The following is a 22681-nucleotide window of genomic DNA, read 5'->3' as shown; positions in this document are numbered from 1 at the left end:
GGGCGACCGGATGTGGTCTGCTGCACAACAACTCACCAGTTGGTACATAGGGGGCGGTCCCGTGACGGACAGCACGCAGGGGTTCCTGGTCGGTCTGGTCGGCAGCGGCATCGGTCCCTCGCTGTCCCCACCGCTGCACGAGCGCGAGGCCGACGAGCTGGGCCTGCGCTACCTCTACCGGCGCCTGGACCTCGACCGGCTGCAGAAGCCGGCCTCGGCGATCGGCGAGATCCTGGCCGCCGCCCGGCTGGCGGGGTACGACGGGCTCAATGTCACCCACCCCTGCAAGCAGGTGGTCCTCGAGCACCTCGACGAGCTCTCCCCCGACGCCGCGGCCCTCGGCGCGGTGAACACCGTCGTCCTCCGCGACGACCGGGCGGTCGGGCACAACACCGACTGGTCCGGCTTCGCGCGGGCCTTCGACCGGGGGCTGCCCGAGGCCCCGCTGGACCGGGTGGTGCTGCTCGGCGCCGGAGGCGCCGGGGCCGCGGTCGCGCACGCGCTGCTCACCCTGGGCACCCGCCGGCTGACCGTCCTGGACGTCGACGGCCGGCGGGCCGGTGAGCTTGCCGCATCGCTGGGCGGGCGCTTCGGCGCCGACCGCGCCGAGGGTGGCGACCTCGGCGTGCTGCCGGCGGCGCTGGAAGGCGCCGACGGGCTGGTGCACGCCACCCCCACCGGCATGGCCGCCCACCCCGGGCTGCCGCTGGACGCCGGCCTGCTGCGCCCCGTGTTGTGGGTGGCCGACATCGTCTACCGGCCGCTGGAGACCGCGCTGGTGCGCACCGCCCGGGAGCTGGGCTGCCGGGTGCTCGACGGCGGCGGCATGGCGGTGTTCCAGGCCGTCGACGCCTTCCGGCTGTTCACCGGCGTCGAGCCCGACGCCGAGCGGATGCTGGCCCACTTCACCACGCTGGTCTCCGACGTCCGTGTCAACTGAGGAAGGACCTCGTCTTCCCCACCCCTCGCGAGATCGGGGCGGGACCCGGGACGAGGCCGCCCCTGCCCCCCGCCAGGCCCGCGCCGGGACCCTGCAGGGGGCCGGCCGCCGGGCGATCGCGACCGTCTGCCTCTCCGGCACGCTCGAGGACAAGATCGCCGCGGCGGCAGCCGCCGGGTTCGACGGCATCGAGGTCTTCGAGCCCGACCTGGTCGCCTCCCCCTGGTCCCCCGCCGAGCTGGCCGCCCGCTGCGCGGACCTGGGCCTGTCGATCGACCTCTACCAGCCCTTCCGGGACCTCGACTCCACCGACGACGACCGCTTCGCCCGTAACCTGCGCCGGGCCGAGCACAAGTTCGACGTGATGGCGCAGCTCGGCGTCGACACCGTGCTGGTCTGCTCCTCGGTCGCGGCGGACGCCGTCGACGACGCCGACCGACTGGCCGGGCAGCTGGCCACCGCCGCCGCCCGGGCCGGCGAGCGCGGTCTGCGGATCGCCTACGAGGCGCTGGCCTGGGGCCGGCACGTCTCGACCTGGGAGCGGTCGTGGGACGCCGTCCGGCGCGCGGACTCCCCCGCCCTCGGGCTGTGCCTGGACAGCTTCCACGTGCTCTCCCGCGGCGGGGACCCGGCCGGCTTCGCCGACGTCCCCGGGGAGAAGCTGTTCTTCCTGCAGCTGGCCGACGCGCCGCGGCTGGCCATGGACGTCCTGCAGTGGAGCCGCCACCACCGCCTCTTCCCGGGCCAGGGCGCCTTCGACCTGCCCGGCTTCGTCGCCGCCGTGCTCGCCACCGGCTACGCCGGGCCGCTGTCGCTGGAGGTCTTCAACGACGTCTACCGGCAGGCCGACCCGGCCCGGACGGCGGTCGACGCCATGCGCTCGCTGCAGTGGCTGGAGGAGGCGCTGGCGCTGCGCGACCCGGCGACCGGCCTGGTCCCGCCCCCGGCCGCGCCGGCGCTCTCGGGCTGGTCGTTCACCGAGCTCGGGGTCGACGGGGTGTCCGGGCCGCGGGCCGCCGAGGTGCTCGCCGCGCTCGGCTTCACCCACACCGGCCAGCACCGCTCCAAGCCGGTGCAGCTGTGGGAGCAGGGCCGCGCGCGGGTGCTGCTCAACGCCTACACCAACCGGGCCGACGTCCTCCGCCCGGCCGCGAGCGGGGTCGCCTCGGTCGCCGCGCTCGGCCTGGAGAGCGCCGACCCCGCCCGCTCGGCCGCCCGCGCCGAGGCGATGAGCGCCCCGGTCCTCCCCCGCACCCGCGGCGCCGCAGAGGCGGGAGCTGTCGGCCGTGGGCCGCGCCCGACGGCACGCAGGTCTTCTTCACCCGCACCGTCCCCGACGGCTGGCCCGCCGACTTCCTGCCCACCGGGCAGCAGGCGGGCCCCGGCGCCGGCATCACCGGCGTGGACCACGTGGGACTGACCCAGCCGTTCGACTCCTTCGACGAGGCGGGGCTGTTCTACCGCGCGGTGCTGGGTCTCGAGGCGCAGGAGGTCATCGAGACCGCCGCGCCGTTCGGGCTGGTGCGCACCCGCGCCGTCACCGATCCCGACCGGTCGGTCCGGCTGGCGCTGTCGGCCGCGACGCTGCGCCGCGGCGGCTGGGCGCCCGGTGTGCCCGAGCCGCAGTACGTCGCCCTGGCCACCGACGACCTGGTCGCCACCGCCCGGGTCCTGCGTGACGCCGGGGCGCCGGTGCTGCCGCTGCCGGCCAACTACGCCGACGACCTCGAGGCCCGCTTCGACCTGCCCGCCGACGTGCTGGCCGCGATCCGGGAGCACGGCCTCATGTACGAGGAGGACGGCGCCGGCGGCTACCTGCACCTGGCCACCGAGGTGCTCGGCGACCGGGTGTTCTTCGAGGTGGTGCAGCGCCTGGGCGGCTACGACGGCTACGGCACCGCCGACGCCCCGGTGCGCATGGCCGCCCACCGCCGGCGCCGCCAGCAGGCGGCGCCCCGGTAGCGGAGTGGCCCCGTCCCGGGTCCCGCCCCGAGCCTGCGAGTGGCGGGAGCAGGGGGGTCCTCCTTCAGCGGTGGCGGGTCTCCGGGAAGAGCAGGTCGACGAAGCGCTGCGCCGTCGGCCGGGGCTCGTGGTTGGCCAGCCCCGGCCGCTCGTTGGCCTCGATGAACACGTGCTCGGGCCCGTCGACGTCCGGGACGATGAAGTCCAGGCCGGTGACCGGGATGTCGATGGCCCGGCTGGCCCGGACGGCGGCCTCCGCGACGTCCGGGTGCAGCCGCGCGGTGACGTCCTCGATCGTGCCGCCGGTGTGCAGGTTCGCCGTCCGCCGGACGCGGAGGCGCTCCCCCGACGGTGGGACGTCACCCATCGCGTAGCCGGACTCGGCCACCACCTCGGCGGTGACCTCGTCGAGCGGGATGCGCGACTCCCCGCCGGTGGCCCGCTCCCGTCGGCGACTGGTCTCGCGGACCAGCGCGGTGACGTCCCGGTGGCCGTCGCCGACCACCTCGGCCGGCCGGCGGACGGCCGCGGCCACCACCTCGTGGTCGATGACGACGACCCGCAGGTCCTCCCCCGCCACCAGCTCCTCGACCAGGACGTCGGGACAGTGCCGAAGGGCCACGTCGACCGCGCGCCGCAGGGCGGCGGGGTCCTGCACCCCCACGGTGATGCCCCGGCCCTGCTCGCCGCGGGCCGGCTTGACCACCACCTGCCCCACCTCGTCGAGCAGCCCCAGGGCGGCGGTGAGGTCCCCGCCGGGCACCTCGGCGCCACGGGCCACGCGGACGCCGGCGCCCTGCAGCACGCGCCGGGTGACCCGCTTGTCGTCGCACCGGCTCATCGCGACCGCGGTGGTCAGCTCCGAGAGGCTCTCCCGGGTCAGCACGCTGCGCCCGCCGAGGCTCAGCCGCATCTCGCCTGACGCGACGTCGGTGACCTCGACGCGGACGCCCCGGCGCAGCGCCTCGTCGGCGAGGATCCGGGCGTAGGGGTTGAGGTCGCCGAGACCGGGCGGGCCGCCCACGAACAGCGGCGCGTTGATCGAGTTCTTCCGCTTGACGACGACCGCCGACACCTGCCGGAACCCCAGCTTGCGGTACAGCGCGATCGCGCCGGTGTTGTCGTGCAGCACCGACAGGTCCAGGTAGGCGCGCCCGCGCGCGGCGTACCGCTCCGCCAGCACCCGCACCAGCGCCTCCCCCGTCCCCGGCGGCGCGCTCTGCGGGTCGACGGCGAGGCACCACAGGCTGCTGCCGCCCTCAGGGTCGCCGAAGGCCAGCACGTGGTCCACCCCGGTGACCGTCCCGACCACCTCACCGGTCCGGCGGTCCTCGGCGACCAGGTGGGTGACGGTGCGGGTGCGCTGGTTGCGCCAGGTGATCGCCGGGTCGGCGGGGACCATGCCGGCGCGGTCGTGGATCCGCTCGAGCTCGCGGACGTCGGCCGGGCTGGACACCGTCCGGACGAAGACGCCCTCGATGAGCTCGCGCCGCGGCCGGTAGCAGTGCAGGTCGAGCCGGAAGGTGTAGCTCGGGTCGACGAAGAGCTCGTCCGGAGCCAGCCCGACCAGCACCTGGGGGTCCCGCGGGTACATGCAGATGTCGCGGCGGCCGGCGGCCTCGTCGCGCAGCACGTCGACGATGCCCCGGAGGTCGGCGAAGGTCTGCCCGAAGACCAGCCGTCCCCAGCCCAGGTCGAGGGCCACCCCCGACCGCATCCCGCGCAGCTGGTGCTCCGACGGCGGCTGCCAGGGGACGCCGGTGAGCGGGCTGGCGGCCGACAGCGTGGGCCGGCGACGGACCGGGGGCCGCATCACCATCGGGCACCGCCGGGGGTCGGGCGCCGGCTGGGCCGGGAGTCGGACAGGAGCGTGCCTCCGTGCATGGGGGCCATCCCTCGTGGGGTGCGACCGCGTGCCCACGGGTGCACGGCCGGAACTGCGCTGCGCGCCGATCGCGAGGAGCGGTCCTCCGGCACCATGGCGGCGTGCTCCACCCGACCGGATCGGGCAGCCGTGCCCACTCCGGGCCCCTTCGAAACACGGCCGTAACACACGGGGCGCCGGGATCCCAGTGCCCCGGAGCCGTCGCTGCGACCGCCGGGCGGGCGCCTCGGGTCCGCAGGGGTCCTCGTTCAGCCGGTGAAGGCGAGGGTCTCCGCGAGCCGGGACGGCGTCACCGTCTTCAGCCGGGCGACGGCGTCGGCCAGCGGCACCAGCTCGATCTCCGTGCCGCGCAGCGCCACCATCCGGCCGACGCTGCCCTCGTGCGCGGCGACGGTGGCGTGCAGGCCGAACCGGGTGGCCAGCACCCGGTCGAAGGAGGTCGGCGTGCCGCCGCGCTGCACGTGGCCGAGCACGGTGGTGCGCACCTCCTTGCCGGTGCGCCGCTCCAGCTCCTCGCCGAGCTGCTGCGCCACGCCGGTGAACCGCTTGTGGCCGTACTCGTCGACGCCGCCGTCGCGGACGAGCATGGTGCCGGGCAGCGGGGCGGCGCCCTCGGCCACGACGCCGATGACGTGCGAGTCGCCCCGGGCGAAGCGGTCCTCGACGATCTTCGCCACCTCGGCGACGTCGAAGGGCTCCTCCGGCACCAGGGTCAGGTGCGCGCCGGCGGCCAGGCCCGCGTGCAGCGCGATCCACCCGGCGTGCCGGCCCATGACCTCCACGAGCAGCACCCGCTGGTGCGACTCGGCGGTCGTGTGCAGCCGGTCGATCATCTCCGTGGCGATGCTGACCGCGGTGTCGAACCCGAAGGTCAGGTCCGTGCAGTCGATGTCGTTGTCGATGGTCTTGGGGATCCCGACCACCGGGACGCCGGCCTCCGACAACAGGTGCGCCGCGGTGAGCGTGCCCTCGCCGCCGATCGGGATGAGCACGTCGACGCCGTGCGCGGCCAGCACGGCCGTCATGTCGCGGAGACCCGCGTGCAGCTTCTCCGGCGCCACCCGGGCCGAGCCCAGCGTCGTCCCGCCCCGGGTCAGCAGGCCGTCGACGGCGGCGACGTCCAGCGGCGTGGCCCGGTCCTCCAGCAAGCCGCGCCAGCCGTCGCGGAAACCGATCACCGAGCTGCCGTACTGGGTCGTCGCGGTGCGGACCACCGAACGGATGACGGCGTTGAGGCCGGGGCAGTCGCCCCCGCCGGTCAGGATCCCGATGCGCACCGGGCAGCTCCTCAGGTCGTGGCGGAGTGCACGACGATACGTCATGACGACATGACGACGGCGCGACCCGTCGGCGACCCGACGCGCCGGGCGGACGCTCAGCCGGGCTCGGCTGCCTTCTCGACCAGGGAGGCGAGCTGGTCCCGGGCGGCCTCCGCCACCCGCGGCGGCACGCCGAGGTCGCGCAGCTGGTCGGCGGCCGCGGCCATCTCCGCCGACCGGCGGCGGGCGTGCAGCTGCGACCCGGCGACGAAGGTCTCGACGTCGGCGGCCGTGAAGCGGTCCAGCTGGGCGCCGATGTCGCCGCGCAGCCAGTCGGCGACCCCGGCCGCCTCCGCACCCTCCATCGCCTCGACCACGGCGGCGGCCACGCCCTTCCAGAAGACGCTGCGCAGCAGCTTGCGGGAGATGGCCGCGCCGGGCGGACCGTCCAGCAGGTCGACGGTCACGCCGAAGCCGGCCAGCACCTGGGCGTAGGAGCGGGCGCCGTCCCCGGAGGCCAGCATCGGCGTGCGCAGCCCCCGCCCGGGGACCGTGGCCAGCAGCGCCACGTCGGCCACGGGCACGCCCCGGCCGGCGACGGCCGCGGCCAGGTCCCGCTTGACGCCGGGCGCGGCGGTGTTGAGGTCGGCCCACACGGTGCCCGGGCGCAGGCCAGGCAGGGCGTTGCGCAGCGCGACGGGGGCGTCGGCGGCGCTGTTGACGCTGAGCACCAGATCGGCGTCGGCCACCGCAGCGGCCTCGTCGGCCCGCGGCAGCACCCCGGGCGGCGGGCTGACCCGCGGGTCGTACCCACGGACGTCGGCACCCGCGGCGAGCAGGTCGCGGGCGATCTCCGACCCGGCCTCCCCCAGTCCCAGCAGCGCGATGACCGGCGCTCGGTCCACGGTCGCCCACCTCCCCCGACCCCCGGCGGGCCGTCCCCGCGGACTGTAGGGGGGCCGTGCGCGGGCGTGCGGGCCGGTCAGGCGCGGCCGTCGTCCTCGAGGGTGGAGAGCACCGAGATACCGGCGAGGTCGAGCACCTCGCGGAACCGCGGCGAGGCGTGCCGCAGGACCGCCGGCCGGCCGTCGCGAGCCGCGGACTGCGCCCAGCGCACCAGCAGCGACAGGCCGGCCGAGTCGATGTAGCCGACCGAGGCGACGTGCACCGCGACCAGCTCGCGCTCGTCCACGCCCTCGGCGCGCAGCTGCCCGACCAGGGGTCCGTCGACGTCACCGAGCAGGTGCAGCACCGGGCCGGCGTCCTCGTGCACCACCCGGGAGGCGCCGCTCGGCGGCTCGGACCCGGCGCTCAGGCGGTGCACGCCTCCCACGCTGACGACGCGTGCCCGGCGCGACGGACCAGGTCGCGGCGCCCCGCGCCGAGCGGCTACTGGACCGGCGCGTCCGGCGGGGGCAACCGGACGGTGCGGGCCTCCTCGACCGCGGCCACGCCCTCCACCCGCAGCTCCCCGAGCGCCCGCCCGGCGGGCAGCTGCCCGGCGATCAGGCCCACCTCGGAGAGCACCTGCTCCACCTGCAGGCCGTGCCGGCGCAGTGCCTCGGCGACCGCGTCCAGCCGGGCGCGGTGCGCGTCGTCGACGGTGACGATCACAGCGGTCACGGGAGGACGGTAGCCCCGGGCGTCGCCGCCGGAGCGCGCTCTCACCGCGGCGCGAGCGGCAGCCCCGAGCCTACGTCCACCGAGGGGGCGGTCAGCCGCCGCGCGGCCCCGGTCAGGGTCTGCCAGAGCTCCCGCCCACGCAGTCCGGTCTCCTCGGCCCACAACGCGGCCAGGCCGGCGACGTGCGGCGTCGCCATGCTGGTGCCGCTGATCGTGTCGTAGCAGTCCGGCAGCGGCCAGGCCGAGTACACGTCCACCCCGGGCGCGGCCAGGTCGACCTGCCCGCCGGGGACGGCGCTGCTGCGGGCGGAGAACCAGGCGACCGCGAGGAACGGGTCCAGTGCGCCGACGGCCAGGATCTCCGGGCTGTTGGCCGGCACTCCGACGAAGCCGACGTCCCCGTTCTCCCGGTCGGCGTTGTTGCCCGCGGCCGCCACGATCAGCGACCCCTGGTCCAGGGCCCGCCGGCCCGCCGCCGTGTAGGCCGGGCTGGGCTCGACGACGTCGGCGCCCAGCGACATCGAGATCACCTGGCACCCGTTGCGGACCGCCCATGCGATGCCGGCGAGGATCTCCGCGTCGGTGCCCGAGCCCTCGTCGCTGAGCACCTTCCCGACGAAGACCTCCGCGTCGGAGGCGACGCCGTAGCCGCGCGTCCCCTGCGGCGTGCGCGGGCCGCAGGCGGTGCCCACGCAGTGCGTGCCGTGACCGTGCCCGTCCTGCGGCGACTGGCCGGCGACGAAGGAGGTGGCGGTGACCGAGCGGCCGGCGAGGTCGGGGTGGGTGAGGTCGACGCCGGTGTCGAGCACGGCCACCCGGATGCCGTGGCCGGTGCGCGGCGAGGTCGGCACCTCGGTGGCCTGCAGCCCCCAGGTGTACTGCGGGGTGTCGGCGAACGGCGGGGCGTTGGGCTCGGCGCTGTCCCCGGGGAGGTCGAGCAGCCGCCCGGTGAGGTCGGTGACGGCGTCCCGGTACCCGGCGAGGTAGCCCTCGGGGACCTCCGGGAGCACGTGGTGGACGAGCTCGGGGGTCACGGCGAGCACCGCCCCGTCGCCGGCCAGCCGCTGCGGGTCGACGGCGGCCACGGCCAGCCCGAGCCCGGGGAAGACGACCGCGTCGGCCTGCCGCAGCGCCCGCGCGTCGGCGTCCCCCGGCTCGGCGTCGCGGGAGTCGGCGACGTCCGAGAGCCCGGCCAGCCGGCGTAGCGTGGCCGCGCCGTCCTCGTCCGGGTCGGCGAAGACCACCACGGACCGCCCGGTCGTCGTCGCCGTCGAGGGGCCGCCCGGACGGCCTCCCCCCGGACCCCGCCGGGTCGTCGGTCGTCCGATCACGACTGCCTCCTCGTCGGGGACTCGGCCCGGACGCCCGTGCCTCAACCCATCGTGACGCGCTGCCACCCCGTCCGCACCCTGAGCAGCCGAGGGCTCCCCGGCAGCGTCGCTCAGCCGGCCGGGCCGCCGCCCTGGGCGGAGCAGCGGACGGCGACGATCGCGACGTCGTCCTCCGGCCGGCGCCCGACGATCCGCTCGATCAGCGCGTCGCACAGCCGGTGCACCGGGACCGCAGCCAGCTCGCGGACGGCGGCCACCAGCCGGTCGGTGCCCTCGTCGATGCCGGTGCGGCCCTGCTCGACCAGCCCGTCGGTGTAGAAGAGCAGCGTGTCGCCGGGGCCGACCTCGGCCACCGCGTCGGTCCGCGGCCGGGTCGACTCCGCGCCCAGCAGCGTCTGCGGCTCGCTCGCCAGCAGCTCCACCCGGCCGTTCCCGCGCAGCAGCAGCGGCGGCAGGTGCCCGGCCGAGGACCAGCGCAGCACCCGCCGTCCGCTGCCGGCGAGCTCGCCGGGCTGCTCGATGCGCGCGATCAGCGCGGTGGCCAGGGTGCCGATCCGCAGGCCGGTGAGCGCGGCGTCGACCCGGGTGAGCACCCGCGCCGGCTCCTCCTGCCGGTCGTAGGCGATGCCGCGCAGGATGCTGCGCACCTGCCCCATCGCCGCGGCCGCGTCGACGTTGTGGCCCACGACGTCGCCGATCACCAGCAGCGTCGCGCCGTCGGGCTGCTGGAAGGCGTCGTACCAGTCGCCGCCGACGTGCAGGGTGCTCGACGCGGGCAGGTAGCGGACGGCGATCTCCAGGTCGTCGGGCTGCGGCGGCGGGGTCAGCAGGCTGCGCTGCAGGGTCTCGGCGACGGCGAGCTGGCGGCCGTAGAGCCGGGCGTTGTCGATGGCCAGCGAGGCCCGGCGGGCCACCTCCACCGCCGTGGCGATCTCCATCTCGCTGTGCGGCGGCCGGGCCGAGCCGTTGACCAGCCCGAGGACGCCGAAGGTCTCGGCACGCGCCCGCAGCGGGACGACGGTGATCGAGCCCGCGTCCAGCCGCTCCCAGGCCGCGCGGACCTCCTCGTCGCCGCCGATCGCCGGCTCGACCATCGCCGGGTCGATCACCGGCAGGTGGATCGGCTCGCCGGTGAGCAGCGCCTTGACCAGCGGGTTGTCGTCGTCCGCAGCGCGCACCCTCCTGCTCAGGTACAGGTCGAGGTCGCCCGCCAGGGCGGGATCCCGGTGCGCCCAGCCCTCACCGGCGGGGTCGCCGTCGTCCCCGAGCACGCTGACCAGGGCCCAGTCGCACAGCCGGGGGACGACGAGGTCGACCAGCGTGGCCATCGACTCGCCCGGGTCCAGGGTGCTGACCATCGACTCGCTGACCTCGGCGAGGAAGCGCAGCCGGTCGTCCTCGGCCGCGCCGGCCGGGAGGTCGGACACGCCCTCGGGCGCCGGGCCGGCGCTGGGCCTCAGGGTGACGTGCAGCCGGTCGCCGACCCGGTGCGCGGTGGCGTCCAGCCAGCAGCTCGCCGGCGGGTAGAAACCGCGCCAGGTCACCCGGTCGCCGACGCTGCGGGCGTGCAGCAGGAAGCTGTGGAAGATCGTGCCGGCCAGCTCGGGCAGCGCGATCCAGATGTTGCGGCCGGCCAGCTCCTCGCGCCGGCGGCCGAGCAGGTCAGCGGTGGCCTGGTCGACCGACACCAGCGTCCAGTTCCCGTCGAAGACCGCGACGGCGGGCCGCTGCGGATCGGCGGCCCGCCCCTCCGGGACGAGCACCGCGGGCACTGCGCCATCCCTCACGTCGTCCCCACGCCTCCGGTCGACCGCAACGGACAGTGACGGGGGGAATCTACGCCAGCGCCCCGGCGGCTCCTGGAGCTGCTCGGGTCAGCCCAGGCGCTCCTCGAGGTGCACGGTCACCGGCTCCCCGGCCTCCTTGCCGATGACCTGCCGGACCTCCGCGGCCACCGGCAGCTTGTGCGTGCCGTCGCCCAGGGCCATGAAGGAGCTGCGGAAGGGGTGGCCGTCGATCGTGCCGCGCACCTTCACCAGCCCGCGGGTGCCGAAGAACTCCGCGGAGCCGGGCATCTGCACGTAGGTCCAGCCGCCGGGTGCCGGGCTGCGCTGCAGCGGCGCGGTGAACGCGGTGTCCAGCGGGCCGTTGCGCTGGGGCCGGCCGACGGGGAGGCGAGGCGTGGTGGTCATGCCCTGTCGACCGCGCGCGGTGTCCGGACTCATCGGTGTCACCCGACCGGGAGTCCGGCCAGCCCCGCGGCCAGGCCCAGCAGCGCGCACCCGCCGAGGGTCCGCAGCACCGACCACCTGACCCGGAACAGCAGGACCGCGGCGACCACGGCGATCGCCAGCGGGACCGGGCGCAGCGTGGCGAGGTCGGGCAGCTCCAGGTGCAGCGGCCCGCGGTCGACGCCCACCGTCTCCGAGAACAGCGTGTGGACGGCGAAGTACACCCCCAGGTTGGCGATGACGCCGACCACCGCCGCGGTGATGCCGGTCAGCGCCGCCGACAGCGACCGGTTGCCGCGCAGCCGCTCCATGTACGGCGCACCGAGCAGCACGAACAGGAAGCTCGGCAGGAAGGTCACCCAGGTGACCAGCAGCGAGGCCAGGACGGCGGCCACCCACGGGTCGAGCGTGCCCGGGTCGCGGTACGCGCCGAGGAAGGCGACGAACTGCACCACCATGATCAGCGGCCCGGGCGTCGTCTCGGCCAGCGCCAGCCCGCGCACCATCTCCCGCGGCCCGAGCCAGCCGTAGGTCTCCACCGCCTGCTGGGCCACGTAGGCCAGCACCGCGTAGGCGCCGCCGAAGGTGACCACCGCCGCGCCGGAGAAGAACAGTCCCTGCTGGGTGAAGACGCTGCCCGCGCCGGTCAGCAGCGCCACCGCGGCCAGCGGCACGCCCCAGACCAGCAGCCCGACGAGCAGCACCCGCAGCGTCCGGCGCGCGGTCGGCGGCTCCGAGTGCAGGACGTCGTCGCTGATCACCGGCGGCGGGCCGTCGTCCCCCGCGGCGGCCGCCGCCTTCTGCGGCAGCGCGGCCGGGCGCCAGCGGCCCAGTGCCCAGCCGGCGACGCCGGCCAGCGCCACGACGAGCGGGAACGGGACGCCGAACAGCGCCAGGGCGAGGAACGCCGCGACCGCGATCGCCACCAGCGCCCGGCCGTCCAGTGCGCGCTTCGCGACCCGCTGCACCGCCTGGGCGACGATCGCGAGCACCGCGGGCGCGAGCCCGGCGAAGACCGCGAGGACGGCGGTGGTGTCGCCGAAGGCCACGTAGACCGCGGACAGCACCAGCAGCGCCACGACCCCGGGGAGCACGAACAGCCCGCCGGCCACCAGCCCGCCGCGCGTGCCGTGCAGCAGCCAGCCGACGTAGGTGGCCAGCTGCTGGGCCTCCGGACCCGGCAGCAGCATGCAGTAGTTCATGGCGTGCAGGAACCGGCGCTGGCCGATCCACCGGTGCTCGTCGACGAGCGTGCGCTGCATGACCGCGATCTGCCCGGCCGGGCCGCCGAAGGTCTGCAGCGAGATGAGGAACCAGGCCCGCACCGCGGTGGGGAACGGCACGACGGTCTGCCCGTGCCCCTGGGGCTGTCGTTGCACGTCGGCATCGTCCCGCGGCGCGGTCACCGGACCTCGCGCTGCGTGCTGCGGGCCGACCGGGAGCGGAAGTCACCGCGCCCGGTGTCGCCCTTCCAGTCTTCGAAGGACTCACCGGTCAGCTCCTCGAGCAGCTCGATGTCGGGCAGCAGCGGCTCGAGCACCTCGCGGCGGACCTCGACCGGCATCGGCGGCCGGGACGCCCGCCCGGCGTGCAGCGCGGCGACCAGCGGGCGGCTCACCTGCCGCCACACCTGCGGCGGGGCGTACGCGCCCAGGGCCGCGCCGGCGCGGACCAGCCGGGACAGCGCGCGGTACCGCGCCCCGTCGGCGACGTACGGCTTGACGTTCTCCGGGGGGACGGCGTGCGCGACGCCGGGCGCCACGCCGAGGAAGGCGCTGACCCGGTCGAGGGTCTCCCGCGGGCTGTCCACCACCTGGCGGTAGCGCAGCAGCAGGACCTGCTCCCGGGGCACGTGCCGGTACAGGTCGCGCAGCTGCTCGCCGTAGCGGCCAAGTCCCCGGTAGTGCCAGAACGGCGCCCACCCGTCGACCACCCGCCGCTCCTCCAGCCGGACGGCGGTCGGGAAGTCGGCCTCGGGCTCCAGGCCGTCGGCGCGCAGGTGCACCCAGTTGGACCAGGCGCGGTCCACCGGGTCCCGGACGACGGCGACGACCTTCACGTCCGGGACGTCGGCGGCCAGCCGGGCCTGGGCCGCGCGGTCGTAGAGGTAGAACGGCGTGCTCTCGCCGCGGACGGCCTCCTCCGGCGCGGCGGCGAACAGCGCGAGGTAGTCCTGCCGCCGCCAGACCCACTCCCGGGCGCTGTGCGCGTCGCCGGGCCCGCGCTGCTGCGACCGGGGCGGCGGGCGGCCGTCGGTCAGGTAGTGCTTCGGCTCCTTGACCGGCGAGAGGTACAGGCCGGGGTGGGTGGCCAGCGCGGCGTGCAGCGCCGTCGTCCCGGCCTTGGGGGCGCCGGCGATGACGAACTGGGGCAGGCGTCCGGTCACGGGGTGGTTCCTCCTCGGTGCTGTGCAGACTGGGCGGCGTCCCCTCCGGTCGACCGTGGAGCCGCCGCGTGCCCAGCCACCCCGCCCCGACGTCCCTGGTCCGTCCCCCGGTCGCCGACCGCTTCTGGGCCGACGCCGCGGTGGTGCTGGAGCCCGAGGACCCGCGGCCGGGCTCCTGGGCCGGTGGCCCCTCGGCGCAGCTGGTCGACGGGACGTGGTGGCTGGCCGCCCGGCTGCGCCGCCCGGTCGGCGAGGGCCGTGGGTTCGCCAACGTGGTGTCGCGGTCCGACGACGGGGTGCGGTTCGCCCCGGTGGTGGCGGTCGGCAAGGACCGGTTCGGCGCCGAGTCGCTCGAGCGCCCGGCGCTGGTGCACACGCCCGAGGGCCGCTGGCGGCTCTACGTCAGCTGCGCGACCCCGGGCACGAAGCACTGGCGGGTCGACCTGCTGGAGGCGGCCACCGTGGAGGAGCTCGCCACGGCGGAGCCGCGGACCGTGCTGCCGGGCAGCGCCGCCGAGGGGGTCAAGGACCCGGTCGTCCGGCACGACGGGCGGCAGTGGAACCTGTGGGCCTCGGTCCACCCGCTCGACGACCCGGACGCGACCGACCGGATGACGACCGAGCACGCCACCAGCCCGGACGGGATCGCGTGGACGTGGCGCGGTACCGCGCTGGCTGGCACGCCGGGGAGCTGGGACGCCCGCGGCGTCCGGTTCGCCACCGTGGTCCTGGACGGCGACCGGACCTGGGCCCTGTACGACGGGCGCGCCGCGGCCGGGGAGAACTGGGAGGAGCGCACCGGGCTGGCCACGGCCGTCGGCGACGGCCGGTTCGCCACGGTCGGCGACGGGCCGCTGCTGCAGAGCCCGCACCCGCCGCACGGGCTGCGCTACGCCGACGTCGTGCCGCTGCCGGGAGGCGGTGCCCGCTGGTTCTACGAGGCCACCCGGGCCGACGGCGCGCACGAGCTGCGCACGGTGCTGCTCGACGGCTGACCGCGGCACGGGGCCTCCTCGCGTCCGGGGCCCGCCCGCCTACCCGGAGCCCGCGCTTGCCGGCACCGGTCGGCGCCCGCCAGGTCGTCACCCGGGGCACCCCATCGCGGAGCAGGGTTGCCGGCCAGCGAGCCGGGGCTCCGCGCTGGCGCTCGTGACCGCCGGGAGCCTGGCACGCCGCTCCGAATCCCGTCAAACCCGATCGACGTGGTAGGCATTGACCCGTGCCCGCCGTCCCGACCGTCCCCGCCGCGCTGCCGCGGCTGGTCCGGGCGCGTGCACGTCGACCTCGGCCGGGTCTGGTCCGCCGCCTGTCGCTAACGGCGCTCCCGTCCTGCCGGCCCGCCCTGCTCCCCCGCGACGCCGCCGCCGACGCCCTCGACCCGTCCCTGCACGAGGACCTGTCGCACGCCCAGGTGTGGCTGCTGTCCTGGCTGCCCGGACAGGGCACCGGCCTGAACGACCACGGCGGCTCGGCCGGCGCCTTCGCCGTCGTCCGCGGCACGCTGCACGAGCGGGTGGGCGCCCGGGAGGGAACCGCCGAGCTCTCCGCCGGACGGGTGCGCCACTTCGGCCCGCACCACGTGCACCAGGTGTCCAGCACCGGCACGCACGCGGCGGTGAGCGTGCACGTCCACACGCCGCGGCTGACCGTCATGAACACCTACCGCGTCGACGGCCGGGTGCTGGTGCACACCGGCACCGAGGAGGCCGGCGCCGACTGGTGAGGGCCCCGCTGCGAGGGGTCCCCGCCTCAGGAGACGCGGACGGCGGAGACGTCGAACTCGATCTGGATGCGGTCGCTGACCAGCACGCCGCCGGTGTCCAGGGGCGTGTTCCAGGTCAGCCCCCAGTCGCTGCGCTTGATCGCCAGCGCGCCCTCGAAGCCGACCCGGGTGTTGCCGAACGGGTCCTTCGCCGAGCCGGTCAGCGTGAAGTCGACCGACACCGGACGGGTGGTCTCCCGGATGGTGAGGTCACCGGTGACCGTGTAGGTCTCCTCGTCGACCTGCTCCACGTCGGTGGAGACGAAGACGATCTCGGGGTACGTCTCCACGTCGAGGAAGTCCGCGGAGCGCAGGTGCGCGTCGCGGTCGGCCTGGCCGGTGTCGATGCTGGCCGTCTGGATGCGCAGCGCCACCGAGCTGGCCGCCGGATCGGCGACGTCGAGGTGCGCCGTCCCGGCGAAGTCGCCGAACGACCCGCGCACGGTGGTCACCATGGCGTGCCGGGCACGGATCCCGATGCGCGTGTGCGCGACGTCGACCTCGTAGTCCCCGGTGACGTCGACGAGCGCGCTGGTGGCGGCGTCGAAGTCGGTGGGGTCAGCGTCAGATGCCCGGTGCTTGCCCACGGTGGCCCTCCTCCCCCTGCACGCGCTCCATCCTGGCTGATCCCGTCCGGGGAGGACACGTCAGGGTCCCGCACCGGGCCGTTGCGCAGGTCGCAGCCCCACCGCGCCGTGCGGAGGGCCCGCGGAGGGCGTCCCCACGCAACCGGGTCCACGAGGACGACGGCGGCGCGTGCACCGGGACCATCGTCGCCCGTCCGCGCGGCCGGCGCACGCCCTCAGCGACCGCGCCAGACGGGGCGGCGCTTCTCGGCGAAGGCGGCGGCGCCCTCCCGGGCGTCCTCGCTGGCGAAGACCGGGGCGACGAGGTCGGCCTGCCGCGCCCACCCCTCCGTGGTCGTCCAGTCCGCGCTCCCGCGGACCACCGCCTTGGTCGCGGCCAGGGCGAGCGGGCCGTTCGCCGCGACGGTCGCGGCCAGCGCCAGCGCGCCGTCCAGCGCGCCGCCCTCGGGGGTGAGCCGGTTGACCAGGCCGACCTCCGCGGCCCGCCGGGCGTCGATCGGGTCGCCGGTGAGCAGCATCTCCATCGCCACGTTGGCCGGCACCCGCGTCGGCAGCAGCAGCGCGCCCCCGCCGGCGGCGACGAGCGAGCGCTTGACCTCCGGCACCCCGAAGCGCGCGGTCTCGGCGGCCACCACGAGGTCGCAGGCGAGGACCAGCTCGAAGCCGCCGGCGAGCGCCCAGCCCTCGACGGCGGCGATCAGCGGCTTGCGGGGCGGGGTCTGGGTGATGCCGCACAGCCCGCGGCCGTCGATGGCCGGGGTCTCGCCGCGCAGGAACGCCTTGAGGTCCATGCCGGCGGAGAAGGTGCCGCCGGCGCCGGTGAGCACGCCGACCCGCAACTCGTCGTCGGCGTCCAGCTCGTCGACCGCCGCGGCCACCGTCTCCGCGACGGCCCGGTCCAGCGCGTTCCTGGCCTCCGGCCGGTTGATCGTGACGAGCAGGACACCGTTCCGCCGCTCCACCAGCACCTCGTCCACCGAACCTCCTCAGTCCGCCTGGACCACGGCGCCGGCCTCCAGCAGGCCGGTCACCTCGTCCTCGCCGAAGCCCCATCCGGCCAGCGCCGTGCGGGTGTCCTGGCCGGGCGCGCGCGGCTCCCCGCGGACCGCGCCCGGGGTGCGCGAGAAGCGCGGCGCCGGCGTCGGCTCCGGGTGCCCGCCGCGGTCGGCGAAGGTGCCGCGGGCGGCCAGGTGCGGGTGCGACGGCGCCTCGGTCAGCCCGAGGACCGGCGTCACGCAGGCGTCGGTGCCGGCGAAGGCCTCGGCCCACTCGTCACGATCGCGGGTGGCAAAGGCGGCGGCGATCCGCTCGTGCTGCTCCGGCCAGCGGGCGACGTCGAACTGGCCGCCGTGCTCGCCGGGGTCGATGCCCAGGCCCGCGAGCAGCTGCGCGTGGAACTGCGGTTCGATGGACCCCACGGCGACGTGCCGGCCGTCGGCGCAGGCGTAGGTGCCGTAGAACGGCGCGCCGCCGTCGAGCAGGTTGGCCGCCCGGCGGTCCTGCCAGCGGCCGGCGCCGAGCAGGCCGTAGACCATCGTGACCAGGGAGCTGGCGCCGTCCACCATGGCCGCGTCGACCACCTGGCCGCGCCCGCTCGTCTGCCGCTCGAGCAACGCGGCGAGCACGCCGACGACGAGGAACAGCGCGCCGCCGCCGAAGTCCGCGACGGCGTTGAGCGGCGGGACCGGCGCCTCCGCCGTCCCGATGGCGTGCAGCGCGCCGGTGAGGCCGAGGTAGTTGATGTCGTGCCCGGCGCGGTCGGCGAGCGGGCCGTCCTGGCCCCATCCGGTCATCCGCGCGTAGACCAGCCGCGGGTTGCGGGCCCAGCACTCGTCGGGGCCGACGCCGAGCCGCTCGGTGACCCCGGGCCGCAGCCCCTCGACGAGCACGTCGGCGGACTCCACCAGGCGGAGGACGACGTCCCGGCCGGCCGGGCTCTTCAGGTCGACGGCGACCGACGGCCGGCTGCGGTTCAGCGCGTCCCGCTCCGGCGGCACCAGCTGCGTGCCGCCGCCCGGGCGGTCCACGCGGACGACGTCGGCGCCCAGCTCGGCCAGCAGTACGCAGGCGTAGGGCACGGGCCCCAGGCCGGCCAGCTCGACGACGCGGATCCCCGCCAGGGGGCCGGAGGGCGGCAGCACGGCCGCCAACCTAGCAACGCCCGGTGAGCGGACAGGGGCGTGCGCACCGCAGCGAGGAGCGGAGCACCCCGCTCAGAGACACGCGTAGAGGGTCCGCCAGAACTCCTCGGGCCCGTCGTCCGGGCCGCCCATCAGCCGGCCGGTGAGCAGGACCGCGACCACGTCGCGGGCGGGGTCGGCCCAGGCGCTGGTGCCGGTACCGCCGTCCCAGCCGAACCGGCCCGGCGTGCACCACGGCTCGGTCTGCTCGACGCAGACGCCGGTCTGCAGGCCCCAGGAGACCCCGGGCTCCAGGAAGTCCGCGGCACCCGCCCGCTGCGCGGGGGTGAGGGCGTCGGCGGTCAGCGCGGCCACCGACGCCGGGGACAGCAGCGGAGCGCCGCCGTCGGCCAGCGCGGCCAGGAGGGCGAGCACGTCCGGCGCCGTGGAGACCAGGCCGGCCGCCAGGCCCTCGAACGCCGGCGGGACGGCGGCGTCGGGGGCCTCGACCGGGACGAGGCCGTCGGGGGTGGTCGCGTGGACGGTCGCCAGCCGGGCGGGGTCGACCGCGGTGAACGCGGTGTCGGTCAGCCCCAGCGGCCCGGTGACGCGCTCGGCCAGCAGGGCCGACACCGGCCGGCCGGCGGCGCGCGCGAGCAGCACGCCGAGCACGTCGGCGGGCAGGTGGTAGAGCCAGACCTCGCCGGGCTGGGCGGCGAGCGGGACCTCCGCCAGCCGGCGCAGGTACTCGTCGGGGGTCAACGCCGGCGGCCAGGGTCCGGGGCCGATGCCGCGCTCGTCGATGGCGCGGGCCAGCGGGCTGCCGTCCCAGACCCCGCCGAAGCCGGGCGTGCTGGTGAGCAGGTGCCGCACGGTGATCGGTCGCTCGGCGGGCACGGTGTCGGCCAACGGCCCGGTGCGGTCTCGCAGCACCCGCGGCGCGGCCAGCTCGGGCAGCCACTCCCCGACCGGGTCGTCGAGGCCCAGCACGCCGTCCTCCCAGAGCGCGAGGGTGAGCGCGCCGGCGACCGGCTTGGTCACCGAGGACATGCGGAACAGCGTGTCCGGGCGCACCGGCTGCGTCCCTCCCGCGGTGGTCGTGCCGCCGCAGAACACCTCCGTGGCGCCACGGTGCCGGACGGCGGCGACGAAGCCGGGCAGCCGGCCCTCGTCGACCTGGCGCTGCAGGAGGTCCCGGACCGGCGCGAGTCTCATGTGGAGGGAGACCCCGGCCACCGGCCGGACTCATCGGTCCGGACGGTGGCCCGAGTCGGCGCAGGGTGCGGAGGCGGGTCCTCCTCCCGCTGCAGCGGGAGGTTCAGGCCGCGTCGGGCGAGGGCTCGCTCTGGAAGTCGGCCTGCCACAGGTCGGGGCCGAACACCTCGTACTGGACGTCCCGGGGCGGGACCCCGCGCTCGATCAGCGCGCTGCGCACGGCCTGCATGAACGGCAGCGGGCCGCACAGGTAGTAGGCCGCCCCGGCGGGGAGGTCGATGGCGCTGACGTCCATCGTCCCGGCGTGCACGCCGTCGACCGGCAGTGCGCTGTTCCCGCCGGCCTCGTACCAGACGTGCACCGCGGCGTTCGGCAGCGCCCGGATGTCGTCGAGCACCTGACCGCGCAGGGCGAAGGACGCCTCGTCACTGTCGGCGTGCAGCAGCGTGATCGGCAGCTCGGAGCCGGCGTGCCGCAGGTGGGAGAGCATGCCGGCCATCGGGGTGACGCCGATGCCCGCGCTGAGGAACACCGCCGGCCGTCCGTCGTCGAGCACCACGTCACCGAAGGGCAGGGACAGGGCCAGGACGTCCCCGACCTGCACGCGGTCGCAGAGGTGGTTGGAGACCTCGCCGTCGGGCTTCCCGTCGCCGCGGACGCGCTTGACCGAGAAGTAGCGGTGCTCCCCGTCGTCGGCGCGCGTCAGGCTGTACTGCCGCGGCTGGTGGACCCCGTCGGGCATGCGCACCTTGACCGACACGTACTGCCCCGGCAGGGAGGTCTTCACCAGCCGGTCGTCGACCCGACGCACCCGGAAGGTGACCACGTCGTCGGTCTCGGTGACCTTCTCCTCGACGCGCCAGTCCCGCCACACCCGCTCGGGGCTCACCCCGCGCGCGCTGTAGAGACCCCGCTCCTGGTGGATCAGGGCATAGGCCATCAGCCAGTACACCTCGTCCCAGGCGGCGGCGACCTCCGGGGTGACCGCGTCGCCGAGCACGTCGGCGATCGCCCAGAACAGGTGCTCGTGCACCACCTGGTACTGCTCGGGCCGGATGCCGAGCGAGGCGTGCTTGTGCGCGATCCGGTTCAGCAACTGCTCGGGCAGCTGCTCCGGGGACTTCACCAGGGTGCTGGCGAACGCGGCCACGGACCCGGCCAGCGCCACCTGCTGGGTGCCCTCGGCCTGGTTGCCCCGGTTGAACACCCCATCCAGCAGCTGCGGATGGGCGTCGAACAGGTGCCGATAGAACCGCTGCGCGATCTCGCCGATGTTCTCGGCCACCACGGGCAGCGTCGCCTCCACCACCGGGCGGGCACGGTCGGACAGCATGCAGCACTCTCCTCGTCGTCCTGGGCCGCAGGCGTCCCGTGCCCCGGCCGTCGATCCGTGTATCCGTGGATGGTTAGTGACGTACCCGTGCGGGAGTCACCGCGCCACGTGCGTGGCCCCGCTGTCCTGGCCGGTCCTGGCGACCTCGTCGCCGTCCCGGCTGTCGTCGGGCGGCACCTCCTTGGCCACGTTCGGTTCCGGTGGCCGGCGGGTCCCGGCCGAGGCCCCTGGCTGCACCGGTGACTGGCCGGGCGCCAGCGGGAGCGCGCCCGGGTCGGCGCGGCCCCACTCGGTCTCGACGTCTACGAGCAGCGCCTCGAGGTAAGCACGCAACTGCGTGCGGCAGGCCTGCCCGAAGGCCTTGAGATAGGCCACCTGGTCACCGAGCTCCTGGGCGCTGCGCTCGGGGGCGTCGGCCGAACGGGGTCGCTCCCCAGCGGCCATCCGGGCCGCGGCCTCCTGCGCCGCCTGGATGATGGCGCCGGCGTTCTCCCGCGCCTGTCGCACGTGCTCCTCGTACTGTGCCCTCGCGTCCGCGGTCATCTGCCGGCTGAAGTCCTCGGCCTCGGCGACGTAGCTGTCGGCGGTCTGCTGTGCGACGGCCAGGATGCGCACGGCCTGGTCACTCGGCGCCTCCTGCGTGGCCGCCCCGGCCACCTGGTCCTGCAGCGCGCGGACCTGGTCGCGGAGCTCGGCCTTGTCCGCGTGCAGTCGCGCCAGCTCCTCGGCAACCCGCTCCAGGAAGCGGTCGACCTCGACGTCGTTGTACCCGGGCCGCAGGAAGGTGGCACGCGGCAGGTACACGCCGCGCACGTCACCGGGGCTCAGCCGCCACCCGGCGCGCTCCGGCTCCTGGGGGTTGGTGGTCATTCGGTCACCTCTCCGTCAAGGCTGGGTCCCAGCCGGCTGGGAGCGAACACCTCGCTGCGGATCCGTCCCGGGGGGACGCCGGTCTCGACCAGCCGCGTCGTCGTGTCCTCGACCATGCGAGCCGGCCCGGCGACGTAGACGTCGCGGCTCGACCACGGGCCGTGCCGGACCACGACCTCCCCCACGTCGCCCTGCTCCAGCGGAGACAGGTTGTCGTCCGAGACGGCGAAGCTCACGGTCAGCCAGCCGTGCTCCTGCGCCAGGCGCTCGAGGTCGACCCGGTCGTAGATCCGCTCCTCGGTACGGGAGCCGACGAACAGGTCGACCCGCCGCGGGGGCCCGATCCGGGCGACGTGGTCGACGACTGCCTTGAGCGGGGCCAGGCCGGTGCCCCCGGCGACGAGCAGGAGGTCGCGGTCGGATTCGGCCTCGAAGGCAATGTGGCCCAGCGGCGGCCCCATGTGCAGTACGTCCCCCTTGTCGACCCGGCGGACGAGGGCGGCGCTGACCGGGCCGCCGTCGTAGGCCCGGACGTGGATCTCCATCAACCCGTCCGGCCGTGGCGCGTTGGCCGGGGAGTAGTAGCGCCACAACTTGGGCCGAAAGTCGGTCTCCAGCGATACCGACTGTCCCGCCGCGTAGGGGAACTCCGGCTCGGGCCGCAGCCACATGACCGCGGTGTCGATCGTGCGGCGCTCGTGCGCGACGACCTCGGCGTCCCACCACGGCGGTTGGTCGGAGGCTTTCTCGGCCGCCTCGACCATCACCTGCGCCACCAGCCCGTACGCGTCGGTCCAGCTCTGCTCCAGCGCGGGGTTCCACTCGTCGTCGAAGTGCCTGAGGGTGGCGATCAGGCTGGCGCCGACGGCCGGGTAGTGGTCGGCGACGGTCCCGAACTTGCGGTGGTCGCGGCCCAGGGCCTGCAGGATGGGCACCAGCCGATCGAGGTCGTCGACGTAGGCCACCACGTCGCCGAGCGCCTGGAACAGCCGGTCTCGCTGGTGGGCCATCGAGACGGGGAAGAGCCGCCGGGTATCGGGATGGCTCAGGAACAGGTGGGCGTAGAAGTACAGCGGCGCCTCGTCTCCGGCGGCCGCCGCCTTGGCGAAGCTCGCCCGCATGGCAGGGATGTCCATCAGCACCTCCGTTCCACCGGCCGGTGACGTCCGGTTGGCCG

General features: G+C 75.8%; 22 protein-coding genes and 1 riboswitch. Of the genes, 5 read left to right on the top strand and 17 right to left on the bottom strand.

Going from position 1 to position 22681, the window contains the following annotated elements:
• Positions 1-61 precede the first annotated feature (61 nt).
• The 3 genes from GOBS_RS10995 to GOBS_RS28110 are packed head-to-tail and all read left to right on the top strand — an operon-like array spanning position 62 to position 2902.
• Positions 62-940: a shikimate dehydrogenase gene (locus tag GOBS_RS10995; protein WP_012948364.1), complete on the top strand. Its 879-nt coding sequence runs from the start codon at positions 62-64 to the stop codon at positions 938-940.
• A complete protein-coding gene (locus GOBS_RS10990) occupies positions 930-2360 on the top strand; it encodes a sugar phosphate isomerase/epimerase family protein (protein WP_208104424.1) in 1431 nt (476 codons plus the stop codon). Before GOBS_RS10995 ends, GOBS_RS10990 begins: the two co-directional genes overlap by 11 nt.
• Entirely contained in the window at positions 2342-2902 is a 561-nt protein-coding gene (locus GOBS_RS28110; RefSeq protein ID WP_208104423.1) for a VOC family protein, read from the top strand. Before GOBS_RS10990 ends, GOBS_RS28110 begins: the two co-directional genes overlap by 19 nt.
• A gap of 64 nt (positions 2903-2966) precedes the next feature.
• Here the strand turns inward: GOBS_RS28110 and ngg are convergent, their stop codons facing one another.
• The 10 genes from ngg to GOBS_RS10940 all read right to left on the bottom strand — a co-directional run bounded on the left by ngg (position 2967) and on the right by GOBS_RS10940 (position 13617).
• Complete coding sequence (gene ngg / locus GOBS_RS10985; protein WP_012948363.1) at positions 2967-4721, bottom strand: N-acetylglutaminylglutamine synthetase; 1755 nt, start codon at positions 4719-4721, stop codon at positions 2967-2969.
• Between the two features lie 314 nt (positions 4722-5035).
• Positions 5036-6064 (bottom strand): ATP-dependent 6-phosphofructokinase, encoded by a 1029-nt coding sequence (locus GOBS_RS10980; protein WP_012948362.1) that lies wholly within the window; start codon positions 6062-6064, stop codon positions 5036-5038.
• 98 nt (positions 6065-6162) lie between these two features.
• A complete protein-coding gene (locus GOBS_RS10975) occupies positions 6163-6951 on the bottom strand; it encodes an NAD(P)-dependent oxidoreductase (protein ID WP_012948361.1) in 789 nt (262 codons plus the stop codon).
• A gap of 77 nt (positions 6952-7028) precedes the next feature.
• Positions 7029-7370, bottom strand: a complete 342-nt coding sequence (locus GOBS_RS10970; RefSeq protein WP_041241441.1) for an STAS domain-containing protein — start codon at positions 7368-7370, stop codon at positions 7029-7031.
• Between the two features lie 65 nt (positions 7371-7435).
• Positions 7436-7669, bottom strand: a complete 234-nt coding sequence (locus tag GOBS_RS10965) for a hypothetical protein (protein WP_041242154.1) — start codon at positions 7667-7669, stop codon at positions 7436-7438.
• Positions 7670-7710: 41 nt separating this feature from the next.
• Positions 7711-9000, bottom strand: a complete 1290-nt coding sequence (locus tag GOBS_RS10960; RefSeq protein ID WP_012948358.1) for a S8 family serine peptidase — start codon at positions 8998-9000, stop codon at positions 7711-7713.
• Between the two features lie 110 nt (positions 9001-9110).
• A complete protein-coding gene (locus GOBS_RS10955; protein WP_012948357.1) occupies positions 9111-10772 on the bottom strand; it encodes a PP2C family protein-serine/threonine phosphatase in 1662 nt (553 codons plus the stop codon).
• A 102-nt stretch (positions 10773-10874) separates the two neighbouring features.
• Positions 10875-11192 carry a DUF1905 domain-containing protein gene (locus GOBS_RS10950; protein ID WP_012948356.1) on the bottom strand — a complete coding sequence of 106 codons (318 nt, stop codon included), beginning with the start codon at positions 11190-11192 and terminating at the stop codon, positions 10875-10877.
• 38 nt (positions 11193-11230) lie between these two features.
• Positions 11231-12610, bottom strand: a complete 1380-nt coding sequence (chrA, locus tag GOBS_RS10945; RefSeq protein ID WP_041242152.1) for a chromate efflux transporter — start codon at positions 12608-12610, stop codon at positions 11231-11233.
• A 23-nt stretch (positions 12611-12633) separates the two neighbouring features.
• Positions 12634-13617, bottom strand: coding sequence for a sulfotransferase (locus GOBS_RS10940; protein ID WP_012948354.1), 984 nt, complete (start codon positions 13615-13617; stop codon positions 12634-12636).
• Positions 13618-13685: 68 nt separating this feature from the next.
• Between GOBS_RS10940 and GOBS_RS10935 the strand changes: the two genes are divergently transcribed.
• Positions 13686-14612, top strand: a complete 927-nt coding sequence (locus GOBS_RS10935; RefSeq protein WP_012948353.1) for a glycoside hydrolase family protein — start codon at positions 13686-13688, stop codon at positions 14610-14612.
• A 47-nt stretch (positions 14613-14659) separates the two neighbouring features.
• Positions 14660-14772, bottom strand: a riboswitch (SAM riboswitch).
• Positions 14773-14836: 64 nt separating this feature from the next.
• Positions 14837-15340 (top strand): cysteine dioxygenase, encoded by a 504-nt coding sequence (locus GOBS_RS10930; RefSeq protein WP_012948352.1) that lies wholly within the window; start codon positions 14837-14839, stop codon positions 15338-15340.
• 26 nt (positions 15341-15366) lie between these two features.
• Here GOBS_RS10930 and GOBS_RS10925 read toward each other — a convergent pair whose 3' ends face one another.
• From GOBS_RS10925 to GOBS_RS10895, 7 genes are all read right to left on the bottom strand, one after another.
• Positions 15367-15966: a YceI family protein gene (locus tag GOBS_RS10925; protein WP_012948351.1), complete on the bottom strand. Its 600-nt coding sequence runs from the start codon at positions 15964-15966 to the stop codon at positions 15367-15369.
• A gap of 215 nt (positions 15967-16181) precedes the next feature.
• Entirely contained in the window at positions 16182-16943 is a 762-nt protein-coding gene (locus GOBS_RS10920) for a crotonase/enoyl-CoA hydratase family protein (RefSeq protein WP_012948350.1), read from the bottom strand.
• A gap of 9 nt (positions 16944-16952) precedes the next feature.
• A complete protein-coding gene (locus GOBS_RS10915) occupies positions 16953-18107 on the bottom strand; it encodes a CaiB/BaiF CoA transferase family protein (RefSeq protein ID WP_012948349.1) in 1155 nt (384 codons plus the stop codon).
• A gap of 72 nt (positions 18108-18179) precedes the next feature.
• Positions 18180-19301 (bottom strand): serine hydrolase domain-containing protein, encoded by a 1122-nt coding sequence (locus GOBS_RS10910; RefSeq protein ID WP_041242149.1) that lies wholly within the window; start codon positions 19299-19301, stop codon positions 18180-18182.
• A gap of 103 nt (positions 19302-19404) precedes the next feature.
• Entirely contained in the window at positions 19405-20634 is a 1230-nt protein-coding gene (locus GOBS_RS10905; RefSeq protein ID WP_012948347.1) for a globin domain-containing protein, read from the bottom strand.
• Positions 20635-20730: 96 nt separating this feature from the next.
• Positions 20731-21504: a DivIVA domain-containing protein gene (locus GOBS_RS10900; protein WP_012948346.1), complete on the bottom strand. Its 774-nt coding sequence runs from the start codon at positions 21502-21504 to the stop codon at positions 20731-20733.
• A complete protein-coding gene (locus GOBS_RS10895) occupies positions 21501-22640 on the bottom strand; it encodes a globin domain-containing protein (protein ID WP_012948345.1) in 1140 nt (379 codons plus the stop codon). Before GOBS_RS10895 ends, GOBS_RS10900 begins: the two co-directional genes overlap by 4 nt.
• Positions 22641-22681 lie beyond the last annotated feature (41 nt).

Origin of the sequence: Geodermatophilus obscurus DSM 43160, assembly GCF_000025345.1 — a bacterium.
Lineage (GTDB): Bacteria > Actinomycetota > Actinomycetes > Mycobacteriales > Geodermatophilaceae > Geodermatophilus > Geodermatophilus obscurus.
This window is presented reverse-complemented; position numbering and strand designations above follow the sequence as displayed.